This is a genomic window from Kitasatospora sp. NPDC086009, assembly GCF_044540385.1.
Taxonomy (GTDB): Bacteria; Actinomycetota; Actinomycetes; order Streptomycetales; family Streptomycetaceae; genus Kitasatospora.
This window is the reverse complement of sequence record NZ_JBITSA010000001.1, coordinates 702,233-714,576: the sequence shown is the minus strand read 5'-3', so window position 1 is coordinate 714,576 and position 12,344 is coordinate 702,233. Positions and strand designations below refer to the sequence as shown.

At 76.0% G+C, this 12,344-nt stretch carries 6 protein-coding genes and 3 tRNA genes; 7 read left to right on the top strand and 2 right to left on the bottom strand.

Going from position 1 to position 12,344, the window contains the following annotated elements; translation table 11 throughout:
- The first annotated feature begins 43 nt into the window (after nt 1-43).
- A complete protein-coding gene (locus ACIF6L_RS03340) occupies nt 44-1,291 on the top strand; it encodes a hypothetical protein (protein ID WP_396485998.1) in 1,248 nt (415 codons plus the stop codon).
- A gap of 98 nt (nt 1,292-1,389) precedes the next feature.
- On the opposite strand, the gene ACIF6L_RS03335 is transcribed toward ACIF6L_RS03340, so the two are convergent.
- A complete protein-coding gene (locus tag ACIF6L_RS03335) occupies nt 1,390-1,587 on the bottom strand; it encodes a hypothetical protein (RefSeq protein ID WP_329488661.1) in 198 nt (65 codons plus the stop codon).
- 102 nt (nt 1,588-1,689) lie between these two features.
- On the opposite strand from ACIF6L_RS03335, the gene ACIF6L_RS03330 reads away from it, so the two are divergent.
- Both ACIF6L_RS03330 and ACIF6L_RS03325 read left to right on the top strand, forming a co-directional pair.
- Nucleotides 1,690-2,079: a DUF4259 domain-containing protein gene (locus tag ACIF6L_RS03330; protein WP_396485997.1), complete on the top strand. Its 390-nt coding sequence runs from the start codon at nt 1,690-1,692 to the stop codon at nt 2,077-2,079.
- Nucleotides 2,080-2,307: 228 nt separating this feature from the next.
- Nucleotides 2,308-3,969: a long-chain fatty acid--CoA ligase gene (locus ACIF6L_RS03325; protein ID WP_396485996.1), complete on the top strand. Its 1,662-nt coding sequence runs from the start codon at nt 2,308-2,310 to the stop codon at nt 3,967-3,969.
- Between the two features lie 65 nt (nt 3,970-4,034).
- Here ACIF6L_RS03325 and ACIF6L_RS03320 read toward each other — a convergent pair whose 3' ends face one another.
- On the bottom strand, nt 4,035-7,682 hold the full coding sequence (locus ACIF6L_RS03320; protein WP_396485995.1) for a PAS domain-containing protein: 3,648 nt from the start codon (nt 7,680-7,682) through the stop codon (nt 4,035-4,037).
- 176 nt (nt 7,683-7,858) lie between these two features.
- Between ACIF6L_RS03320 and ACIF6L_RS03315 the strand changes: the two genes are divergently transcribed.
- From ACIF6L_RS03315 to ACIF6L_RS03300, 4 genes are all read left to right on the top strand, one after another.
- Nucleotides 7,859-7,952 (top strand) — tRNA-Ser (locus ACIF6L_RS03315).
- Nucleotides 7,953-8,169: 217 nt separating this feature from the next.
- Nucleotides 8,170-8,245, top strand: a tRNA-Arg gene (locus ACIF6L_RS03310).
- Nucleotides 8,246-8,278: 33 nt separating this feature from the next.
- Nucleotides 8,279-8,354 (top strand) — tRNA-Arg (locus ACIF6L_RS03305).
- 630 nt (nt 8,355-8,984) lie between these two features.
- Complete coding sequence (locus tag ACIF6L_RS03300; protein WP_396485994.1) at nt 8,985-12,218, top strand: Ig-like domain-containing protein; 3,234 nt, start codon at nt 8,985-8,987, stop codon at nt 12,216-12,218.
- Nucleotides 12,219-12,344 lie beyond the last annotated feature (126 nt).

Here is a 12,344-nt window from a genome sequence, read left to right as displayed (position 1 = left end):
GGATAGGGTGTCCCGTCGATCGGCCGCACGGAGGGGGACGGGCATGTCGGAGGGTCAGGGGCACTACGCCGGAGCGGGCGGGCAGGGCGCGATCCCACCGCCCGGGCCGTACCCGCAGAGCGGCCCGTACACCGGCCCGAACCCGTACGCCCAGCCGCAGCCGTACCCGCAGCCGCAGCCGTACGGCCCGGCCGCCGGCCCGTACGGGCACCCCCAGTCGTACCCCCAGCCCCAGCCGTACGCCGGGCCGAACCCGTACGCCCGGCCGCTCCCACCGCAACCAGCGCCCGCCGGGCTCGCCGCACCCGCCGCCGCGTCCTTCGACGGCGGCTTCCCCGGCCCCCGGCCGCGCCGCAGCCGGATCGCCGTGCTGCTGCAGTTCACCCTCCAGTGGATCTACGCACCGGCCTGGATCGCCGCCCTGGTCGCCCTGTTCGCAATCCTGCTCTGGACCGGTGCCGGCGGCCCGTCCGGCCCCGAGTCCGACTCCTGGCTGAAGGTCAACCGCACCTTCGTCCCACCGCGCCGCCTCAAGGCCGAGCTCACCGGCCGCCCGGAGGACTGGGAGCGGTACGTCGGCCGGATCCTGGAGCGCCGGATCCGGCTCGCCGAGGCGGGGTACGCCGCCGGTGACGGCGACGTCGAGGCCGACTTCGGCCGCACCGTCGGGGTCAAGCTGGCGGTCCGCCTCTACCGGGGCCTGGGCGCGGCCGGGGTGGTCCGGCTCGCGGAGCGCTACGGCTGGCAGGGCGTGCCCGCCGGCGGCGACCTGGCGCGTGTCCGGCTGACCCGCCGCTACCCCGCCCCGCCCCGGGTGTCCGCACCCGGCCCGCAGGATCCGCCGGCCGCCCCGGGCACGCCGTGGGGCGCCCGACCGGGCCGGTCCGCGTTCCTGCTGCCGTTCATGCTCGTGCTGCAGATCGCCTACGTCCCCGTCTGCGGGGTGCTCAGCCTGCTGGCCTTCTGGGTGAAGCACCCCGAGCCTGACTACTGGGACCGCTGGGGCGCCCGCTGGGCGGTCGGGCCGCGCGCCTTCCGGGCGGAATTCACCGGCAGCGCCGCCGCCTGGGACCGCCACGTCCGCCGCATCGTCGCGCGCGAGGTCCGCCCGGGCAACGGCAAGGGCGCCGAGGCGCCCCGGCGGATCCGGGTCAACCTCGCGACCTATCGCGGCGCGGGCGCCCAGCACGTCCTGCGGGTCGCCGCCGAGCAGGGGTACGTCCTGGACCCGGCCTACCTGCCGGACCCCGGGGTCTGCGTCCGCCTGTACCGCCCCGACCGGCAGGTCTGACCGGTCGCTGCCCTCGCCCGCCCGCGCGGGTACGGCTCACCCGCCGGCCCCGCCCGGCCACCCGGTGCGGTTCCGCGGCTCGGGCCGGCGGGCGCGCCTCAGTCCCGGAGGCCGAGGGAGAGCCAGCCGCGCCCGTCGCAGTCCCGGCAGGTCTCCGGGATGTGCCCGGTACCCGAGCGGTCGGCCCGGACGCCCAGCCGCGCCCGCGTCCGCACCCCGTCGGAACAGCACGGGCACGGCACGCGGAACCCGGCCGGCTCGGGCTGTACCCGGCGATCGTCATGACTGTCGCTCATGCCGCCCAGTATCGCGTGCCGCTGTCGGCGCGACCGGCCGCGGCAGTGTCAGTGCGGCCCGCTACAACAGGGCTGACCGATCGACCCGATCACGGAGGACTCATGGGCACCTGGGGCAGCGGCAACTTCGACAGCGACGCGGCCGCCGATCACCTCGGCGAGTTCACCGCCCGGCTGATCGGCGAGGTCGAGCAGGCGATGGCCGGTGACCGGGTCGAGCTGGAGGCGGACGAGTACTGGGGCACGGCCGTCCCGTGCAACCTCGAACTGCTCCACCTGATCGCCTCCCGCCACTACGTCGGCGCCGGTCTGCCCGCCGCGGCCACGATCGAGGGCTGGAAGGCGGACTTCATGGCGGTCTGGGAGAAGAGCATCGACGGGCTGGAGCCCGCCCCCGGGCACAAGGAGGAGCGGCGGGCCGTCCTGCTGCGGACCTTCGACGACCTGGCGGCCCTGGCCCGCGAGCGCGAGCGGGACGGACTGGCCCCGTAGCGTCACGGGCGGCGGGCACGGCCCGAGGACCCCGCCCACGGCCGACGCGGCCCAAGGACGCCGCCCCCGGCCGACGCGGCGAATCCGTGACCCGTGCAACGGTGCCGGAATGCTGACAGCGGGCAGGTGGAGAGGCACAATCGGGCTCGACTGCCGCTATTACCGCCCAGTAGCCGCCCGGTGACCGTCGCAGTCGTCGCCGCAGTGCCGCCCGGTCAAGGAGGACCCGTGTTCAGCACGATGCAGGACGTCCCGCTCACCGTCGCCAGGATTCTGGAGCACGGGTCGACCATCCACGGGCGGTCGACCGTCACGACCTGGGACGGCACCGGCCCGGTCGTCCGGACGTACGCGGAGGTCGGCGCGCGCGCCGCGCGGCTCGCCCACGCGCTGCGGGACGAGCTCGGGGTGACCGGGGACGACCGGGTGGCCACGCTGATGTGGAACAACGCCGAGCACCTGGAGGCGTACCTCGCGGCGCCGTCCATGGGAGCGGTGCTGCACACGCTCAACCTGCGGCTCCCGCCGGGCCAGCTGTCGTTCATCGTCAACCACGCCGCCGACCGCGTGATCATCGTCAACGGCACCGTGCTCCCGCTGTTGGCGGCCGTCCTGCCGGAACTCGCCCCCACCCTCAAGCACATCGTGGTCAGCGGCCCCGGCGACCGGTCCGTGCTGGCCGGTTTCACCGGCGCCGTGCACGACTACGAGGACCTGATCGCCGGACGGCCCACCACGTTCCCGTGGCGGACCGACATCGACGAGCGCCAGGCCGCCGTGCTCTGCTACACCTCCGGCACCACCGGTGACCCGAAGGGCGTGCTCTACAGCCACCGCTCGGTCTACCTGCACGCCCTCCAGGTCAACACCGGCGACAACTTCGCCTTCACCCCGCGCGACATCGCGCTGCCGGTCGTCCCGATGTTCCACGTCAACGCCTGGGGCATCCCGCACGGCGCCTTCATGTCCGGTGCCGGCATGCTGATGCCGGACCGCTTCCTCCAGCCGAAGCCGCTGGCCGAGATGATCGCCCGGGTGCGGCCCACGGTCAGCGCCGCGGTGCCGACGATCTGGAGCGGTCTGCTCGACGAGCTGGACGCGGGCGACTACGACACCTCCAGCCTGCGCATGGTGGTCATCGGCGGCTCCGCCTGCCCGCCCGCCCTGATGAAGGCCTTCGACGAGCGGCACGGCATCCGGGTCGTGCACGCCTGGGGGATGACCGAGACCTCGCCGCTCGGCGCCTTCGCCCAGGCCCCCGGCGGCCTCACCCCCGAGGAGGAGTGGCCGTACCGGGTCACCCAGGGCGTCTTCCCGGCCTCCGTCGAGGCCCGGCTGACCGGTCCGGGCGGCGAGCGGATGCCGCACGACGGCGTCTCGGCGGGCGAGTTGGAGGTGCACGGGCCGTGGATCGCCGGCGCGTACTACGGCGGCGCCGGCCACGACCCGGAGCGCCCCGACGACAAGTTCTCCGAGGACGGCTGGCTGCGCACCGGCGATGTGGGCACCATCACCCCGGACGGCTACCTGACCCTGACCGACCGCGCCAAGGACGTCATCAAGTCCGGCGGCGAGTGGATCTCCTCGGTGGACCTGGAGAACCACCTGATGGCCCACCCGGAGGTGGCCGAGGCCGCCGTGGTCGCCGTCCCGGACGAGAAGTGGGGCGAGCGCCCGCTGGCCACCGTGGTGCTGCGGCCGGGCGCCACGGCCGGACTGCGGGAGCTGCGCGCGTTCCTGGCCGAGCGGATCGCCTCCTGGCAGCTGCCGGAGCGCTGGGCGATCGTCGACGCGGTGCCGAAGACCTCGGTCGGCAAGTTCGACAAGAAGGTCATCCGGGCCGGCTACGCGGCCGACGAGCTGGACGTCACGGTGCTCGGCAAGGAGTAGCGGACAGCGGCGGGAACAGCCGGGCCCGGGGGCCGGCCACCACGGGTGGCCGGCCCCCGGTCGTGTCAGCCGGCGGCCGCGACGCCCGCCTCGCCCATCGCGCCGATCCGCCCGAGCAGGTCGACGATCCGGGACTGGACGTCGGCGCTGGTGGAGCGCTCGGCGAGGAACAGCACCGTCTCGCCGGTGCGCAGCCGGGGCAGTTCCCGCGGGTCGAGGTCGACCGAGGTGTAGACGACCAGCGGGGTGCGGTGCAGCCGGTCGTTGGTGCGCAGCCAGTCCAGCAGGCCGACCCGGCGGCGGCGGATCTGGAAGAGGTCCATCACCACCAGGTTCGGCTGCACGCTGCTGGCGCGGGCGACGGCGTCGGTCTCGTCCACCGCGTGCTCGACGTGCATGCCGCGCCGCTCCAGGCTGCTGATCATGGCGGCGGCGATGTCCGGATCGCCCTCGACCAGCAGCACCCGGGGGGCGTGGTTCTCGCCGTCGCGGGGGGCGAGGGCGCGCAGCAGCACGGCGGGGTCGGCGCCGTACGCGGCGTCCCGGGTGGCCTGGCCCAGGCCCGCGGTGACCAGGACCGGGACCCTGCTGTTGAGGGCGGCGGTGCGCAGCGACTGCAGGGCGGTCCGGGTGATCGGGCCGGTCAGCGGGTCGACGAAGAGCGCGGCCGGGAAACCGGCGATCTGGGCGTCCACCTCCTCGCGGGAGCGGACGATCACCGGCCGGTAGCCGCGGTCCTGCAGGGCCTGCCGGGTGGCCGGGTCGGGCTCGGGCCAGACCAGCAGCCGGCGCGGGCCGCCGTCCCCGGCCGGGACGGGGCGTGCGGGGTGCTCGACGGGGTCGTCGTGACCGGCGGCGGGCAGTTCGGCCATCGGGCGCGGCGCCGTCCTGGCCTCGGGCGCGGCGGGCAGCTGCGGTGCGGCGGCCGGCGCCGCCGGGGCGGCCTGGAAGGCCTCGGCCGGTCCGGCCGGAACGCCCGTACCGGAGCCGCCCGGAGCACCGGGGGCGCCGAGGGGGCGCGGCGGAGCGAGCTCGGCCAGGCCGGTGCCGACCGGCTGCGGGCCGTCCGGGCCGGTCGTGGCCGGTCCGTCCGAACCGGCGGCGGGCAGCGCGGGCCGGGCGAGCTCCAGGGCGCCGGGAGCGCCCTCGGCCGATCCGTGCGCCGACGGCGGCTGCGCGGCGGCCTCCCGGGCCTCGGTGTCGGGGCCGGGCGGAACGGCCAGCCGGCGGCGCCGGCCGGTGGGCGGGGCGGCGGGCGGCTGGGGCGGGGCCGGCGCGGGACCGGCGGGCAGCGCGTGCTCCAGGCCGGGGTAGACCGGGGCGGACTCGGGCATGCCGGGCAGCGCGAACCCGCCGGACGAGTCCTCGTTGGCCGGCAGCGCGCGGCGCCGCCGGGACGGCTTCGGCTCCTCCGCGCCGTCGCCCTCCGCGCCTGGCCGGCCGAAGGCCTCGGCACCGGCCGGAACGCCCTCGGCCGGGCCGACCGGTACGCCGGTCGCCGGGGTGCCGCCGGCCGGCGTACCGGCGGCGGGGGTGTCGGCCGGAGCCGGTGGGGCGGGGTCGGCGGGTGCGGTGCCGGGCCCGAGCGCGAACGGGCCGCGCGGCGCCGCCGGAGCGGCTGCGGCGGGCTCCTCCGGGAGGCCGTCGACCGGCACCGCGTACGCCGTGCCGGACCGGCCGTCGTCCTTGCCCCACGGGTCGCTCGGCTGGGCGGTGGTGGCGCCCACGCCCTGGCGCCCGTACGCGGGGTCGTTGCCGGTGCCGTTCCACTGCTCGGGGACGGCCCGCTCGACCCGTGCCGGGGCGTTCGGCCAACGGTCGGCGGCGGCCGCCGCGTCGGCCTCGGACACGGCCTCGGGTTCGGCCGCCGGCCGGCCCCGGCGCCCGCGCCGCTCGGCCACCGGCGGCTGCGCCGGCTCCTCGTTCACGGCCTGCTCCGGTCCGGGCGCCGGGTCGGACGCCCCGGCGGGCGCCGGGCCGTCGGCCGGTGCCTTCTCGGTGTCGTCCTCGGGGCGCCGGGCCGCGGGCAGCTGCGGGATGCCCGGCAGGTCGGGCAGCACCGCGCTGTCGCTCTCCTTGGGCCGGTCCGACCGGCCCTCGGCCGAGGCGCGTTCGGCGGCGGCCTTCGCCGCGACCGGGTCCAGCGGCAGCTCGACGACGTACGTGGTGCCGGCCTTGCCGGGCAGCTCGTGCGGCTGGAGCACGCCGCCGTGGCGCTCGACCACCGTGCGGGCTATCGGCAGGTGGACGGGGCTGCCGCCGCGTCCGGGGCCGCGGATCTCCACCCGGGCGACGTCGCCGCGCTGGGCGGCCGCGAGCACCACCATCGGGGCGTCGCCCTCGGCCGGGGCCGGCGCGGCCGTCCCGGCGGGGTTCAGTCCGGGGGAGCCGACGGCGGGCGGGGCGTCGAGCGAGAGCGCCACCCCGCTGACGTCGGCGACCAGGTGGGCCAGCGCCTGGGCGAGCCGCTCCCGGTCGGCGATCACCTCGACGGCGGCGGCGTGCACGGAGAACCGCACCCGACCCGCGCCGACCAGCTCGCCCGCGTGCTCGACGGCCTTGCGGATCACCTTGTCCAGGCCGACCGGCACCCGGTCGGCGGCGGGCTTCGCGCCGTCCTTGTCGTCGGCCGGGCCGCCGGCCGCGTTCTCGGCCTCGGAGCGCTGGTGGGCCAGGACGCCGTCGATCAGCTTGCCGAACCGCCGGCACTCGTCGGCCAGCCGTCGCAGCGTCCAGTTGGCCTCCGGCCAGAGCTGGCCGGCAGGGTCGGCGGCGAGCGCGTCGATCCGCCGGTGCAGCGCGGTCAGGGCGCCGCCCAGCTCGCTCTCCAGGACGGCGGTGAGGTGTTCGTTGCGGGCGACGAGGGCCAGCTCGCGGCTGCGGTCGGTGAAGGTCATCACCGCGCCGACGAGCTGGTCGCCGTCGCGCACCGGGGCGGTGGTGAGGTCGACGGTGACCGGACGGCCGTCCTTGCGCCAGAGCACGGTGCCGCGCACCCGGTGCTTGCGCCCGGAGGTCAGGGTGTCCAGCAGCGCGGACTCCTCCAGCGCCAGCGGGGTGCCGTCGGCCCGGGAGTGCTGGATCAGCGGGTGCAGCTCACGCCCGCCCAGCTCGCTCGCCCGGTACTCCAGGATGTGCGCGGCGGCCGGGTTGACCAGCACGCAGCGGCCTTCGAGGTCCACGCCCAGCACGCCCTCGGCGGCGGCCCGCAGAATCATCTCGGTCTGCTTGTGCTGACGGCGCAGCTCCGCCTCGACGCCGAGCCGGCTGGAGAGGTCGCGGACCAGCAGCAGGAGCAGGTCGCTGCCGGAGGGCCGGGAGCCCTCGCGGTACGGGTCGTATGGGACGAGCGGGGAGAGCGCGTAGCCCCGCCCCTCGCTCGCGCCGTCGTCGGCGAAGTCGTTGCCCGAGACCTCGACCGGGAACGTGCTGCCGTCGGTACGGCGGGCGGTCATCCGGACCGGGCGGTCGAGGGCGTCGTCCTCGCGCGGTTTCGGCCGCATCGAGCCGGGGATCCGGCTCGGGTCGAACTCCGGCAGCAGGTCCAGTACGCCCATGCCGACCAGTGAGGTGCCGGGTGTCTGGAGCGCATGGACCGCTGCGCTGTTGGCATCGACGACCGTGCCGTTGCTGTTCACCAGCAACAACGCGTCGGGCAGGGCGTCGAGTATGGCGGCGAGGCGAGCAGCGCCTCGGATCGGCCTGCTGCTCACGTCGACAGGTCTCCTCGGCTCAGGGCAGCTCCTCCGGAGAAGGCAGTATCTCATTCTTCTTTGCGGCGGGGACGACCCGCCTAGTAACGTTGGCGGTGGTTGGTGCCGGGCCCTCGGGTTGTGGCATCATCACTGGCACACGGAGCGAGTCCGCCACGCGGGCGCGATCCATGTGGGGAGGCTTCGCCTAGTCCGGTCTATGGCGCCGCACTGCTAATGCGGTTTGGGTCTTAAAGCCCATCGAGGGTTCAAATCCCTCAGCCTCCGCCAGCCGGGAGCCCCGTCGACGATCACGTCGGCGGGGCTTCTCGCATGTCCGGGGCCCGGTCGGGGCCGGGCCGGACGCCGAGCGCGCCCGGTCGCGGAGGGCCGGGGCTTCGGGCCGCCGCCCGGTCGTTCCGGGGCCCGGATCAATCGATTTCGCCCCGCGTCGCAGGTCATGTAATGTTGTCCCCGCAACGCCCCGCTGGCACGTTCACCAGGGCGAGCGCTCATAGCTCAACGGATAGAGCACTTGACTACGGATCAAGAGGTTGCAGGTTCGAATCCTGCTGAGCGCACCAAACCTTCGCAAGACCGGGTTCCGCCCGGCACTTGCGCTCATAGCTCAACGGATAGAGCACTTGACTACGGATCAAGAGGTTGCAGGTTCGAATCCTGCTGAGCGCACCAGCGAGAAGCCCCCGGCCACCGGCCGGGGGCTTCTCCGTTTTCCGGGCGCGTGTCGGCCGTCGGTCCCCGCGCGGCCCGGGCGCTCGGCCCGGCTCCGAACCGCCCGGCCGTCCGCCGCGGCCGGACTGCGGGTTCCGGGCTCCGGGTTCCGGCTTCCGGGTTCCGGGCGGCCGGGCGGCCGGGCCGAGGGCGCCACGGCCGGGCTCGGACGGCTGCCGGTGGAGCCCCCCCGGCGAAGCCGGCCCCGTGGTCGAACGGTCGCGAAGTCGCTGGCGGCGTGGATAGGCGCGGGCGTCGGCTCCGCCGAGCGCACCGATCGTTCGCACCGATCGTTCGTGCTGATCTTTCGCACCGGTGATGCGCAACGGGAGCGCTCGACACACGGTCAGGTACCGCTCCGCGGCGCCCGATCGGAATCCCCCGGATTCCCCGCGATTCGCCGCTAATGGATGAAATCCACTCCCTTCGGGTACATCCTTTCCTGTCGGTCGGATGACCGCCGAACGGGTGGGACCCGGCCGATAGCGCAGGTGTCGCAGTATGACCGGCCCAGGATCGTGATTCCGTTTTGTCAGATCTTGTGCCCAGACTGCCCGGCCACCCCGGCAGCCGATACCGAAGGAGAGCCGGATGAGCCGACAGTTCCCCCGCGATGCCGCCCTGTCCGCCCCGGCCCCGGCCCGGCCCGCGTACCGGACGGGAGGAATGCGGCGGCCGCGCCTGGTGGCGGCCGGTGCCTCGGCGGCTCTGGCGGCCGCGCTGCTGATCGGCTGGAACCCGCCCACCTCCGCCGCCCAGCAGTCCCCCGACACCTGGTCGGGGGACCGGAGTGCCGTCCTTCCCTCCGGCCTCACCGTCCACATCGATTTCTCCGCCGCCCCGGGATTCGACGTCGCGGCCGAGCCGGGGGAATTGGCCGAGCGGTTCGGCGGCGGTCGGGCGGCCGCCCTCTATACGGACGGACTGCGGCCCGGAGATCCCGCGCAGACCTTCCGGATCACCGACAACCGTCCGCAGACGGACGGTTCCTGGCGCACGGTCGGAACGCTCGGCATCGCCTTTTCGCGGCCGGTCCGCAATCCCCGCCTGCATGTCAGTGGACTCTCCGCCGTCGCCACCGGAAAGGGCGGGGCCACCAGCACCGTCTCGCGTCTGTCGCTCACCGGTGGCTCACCGGGCGCACCCGCCCTGGTCAACCGGACCGACTGGCCGGGCTGGACGGTCGACGGCAACAGCCTGGCCCCCGCCGGGGCGGGCGGCGCCGCCGACGCCGGATCCGCCGCCGAGGGCAGCCTGGAGCTGGCCGGGACCTTTCGCACCGCCGTCTTCCGGGTCGAGCAGCGCTCCACCGCCCGGGCCGGCTCCACCGCCGCGCCCGCGCCGGCGTCGCTCCTCCAGGCCTACACCGTCACCCTGGACGAGGGCGTCGGCACCGCCCCGCAGGGCTACGACAACGCCTCCCACCTGCTCTCCGACCTCTTCCTCGGAGCGGACGCCGGCGGCGCCGCCCGGCTCGGCCGGCGGGCCGCCACCACCGGCACGACCCCGCTGGTGCCGCCCGCCACCCCGGCCGGGAGCACGGACGCGGCCGGCGAGCCGCTGGTCCAGCTCGACCACGGCGCCGGCCGGCGCAGCGTCTTCTCCAGCCCGGCACCGCCCCGGCTCCAGCCCGGCCGCGGCGAGTACCAGGGCGGCGACCCGGCCGTCGGCTATCCGGCCGAGGCCGCGATCGGCCGGTACTACCGGGTCACCGTCCCGGTCGCGGTGGGTGGCGCCCCCGCCACCCTGGTCGGCTGGGTCGACTTCGACCGCAACGGCCGGTTCGACCCCGCCGAGCGGGTGCAGACCGAGGTCCCGGCCACGGCGGACAGCGCGACCCTGGAGTGGACCGTCCCCGCCAACGCGTCGTCGGGGGAGACCTGGGCCCGGCTGCGGATCGGCCGCGACGCGGCCCAGTTGGTGTCGGCCGGCGGCTTCGCCGACTCTGGCCAGGTCTCGGACCAGCGGATCAGGTTGACGGTCGGCGCCGCCCGGCCGGAGATCGCCACCCCGGTCGACGGCACCGTCGTCGCGGACGCCCGCCCGCAGGTGCGCGGTGAGGGGGCGGTGGCCGGAGCGACGGTCGAGGTGCGCGACGGGGAGGCGGTGGTCTGCAAGACCCGGGTCGAGAAGGGCGGTGACTGGTCCTGCCGGCCGAGCGGGCCGCTGACCGCGGGCGCGCACACCCTCACCCCGGTCGAGACCACCAGTGGCGGGCTGGTGCTGCGCGGCGATCCGGTCCGGGTCACCGTGAAGACCGCCCCGCCCACGGCTCCCGTGCTCACCCTCCCCGAATACACCAACGACCCCGGCCTCCAGCTGACCGGCACGGGGGAGCCGGGCAGCACCGTCTCGGTCACCGACCGGCCGCCCGGGGCACGAGGCGCCGCCGGTGGCGGTGCGGGCGGCGAGCTGTGCAGCACGGCGGTGCGGTCCGACGGCGGGTGGTCCTGCCTGCCGGTGGAGAACCTGCCGGACGGGCGCCACCAGCTGACGCCGAACGCCGTCGACGCCGCCGGGAACCGGACGCCGGGCCAGGTTTTCACGCTGTTCGTCGACACCGTGCCGCCGGACCGGCCGGTGCTGACCACGCCGACGGCGGGCGAGACGGTCCGGGTGGCGCGCCCGAAGCTGGGCGGCCGGGCCGAGCCCGGGGCCCGGGTGATCGTCACCGCCCGGGCCGGCAGCTCGGCCTCGGCGGAGCGGATCGTGGCCTGCGGTGCCACCGCCGCCGTCGACGGCAGCTGGACCTGCGCGGCCAACCGTGACCTGACGGACGGCGAGCAGTGGCTGGTCGTCACGGCGACCGATCTGGCGGGCAACGGGACGGCGGCGGACGCGGTCACCGTCCGGGTCGCGGCGGCCGTCCCGCCCGCGCCGGGGACGCCGTCCCCTTCGCCGTCCCCTTCGGTGGCCTCGCCGTCGCCCTCGGCACCGGCGTCCACCCCTGCGGCGGCGTCGACCGCCCCGGCGTTTCCGGTGCCCGGCGCGCCGTCACCGTCCGCTCCCTCACCATCCGCTCCCTCGCCGTCCGTTCCCTTGGCGTCGGGGCCGGCGGTCGCGGTGCCATCGCCGGTGGTGCCGTCCTCCGCGCCCGCCGTGGTGGCGCCGTCCGCGTCCGCGGCGGCTCCGGCTCCGGCGGCGGCTCCCACACCGCCCGGGCCCGCCGTCTCGCCGTCGGCCGACCGGCCTACGGCGACGGCCCCCGCCGTGCCCGTGCCGACGGTCTCGCCGTCGGTGCCCGCCCCGCCGAGCCCGTCCGTCCCCACTGCCCCGACCGCCCCCGCCGCCGAGGCCGTCCCGGAGCCCGTCCTGCCCGGGTTGCTGCCGATCGTCGTCCCGCCCGCCGCCAAGACGGTGCCCCCGGCCAGTGCGAGTGCGAGCCCGAGCGCCGGACCGGCCCCGAGCCCGAGTGCCGGGGCGTCCGCCTCCGGTGCGACCGGCACGGCCATCCCGGCAGCCCCGGCGACGCCGACCTCACCGGCCGCTTCGGCAACTCCAGCCACGTCGGCCGCCCCGTCGACCGCCCCCACCGCGGCCGTCCCCACAGCCGCCGCCACCGCCACCCCGACCGCCGGGGTCGCGCCGGCGGTGCCCGCCGGGCAGGTCTCGCCCGAGACCTCCCGGGCCCTGGCCGCACCCCCGGCCGAGCAGTCCGCGGAGCCCTCCCCGGAGAGCGGGGCGACGCAGGCGCAACCCGCGTCCGACCACTCCCGGTCGGAGGGCTGGCGCGCTGGGCTCGCAGGTCTCCTGCTGCTGCTCACCGGGGTCGGCCTGATCACCCGCCGGGTCTTCGCCCGAGGCCCCGGCGCCCGACGACGCTGAACCGCTCCGACCATCCGCTCATGTGCCTGCGCGTCAGATCGGCTACGGATGATTCGTCAGTAAATGTCGACACGCTCTATCGCAAATGTCGCATTTGATGACGTATGAACTTAGCCTGACTCTGGC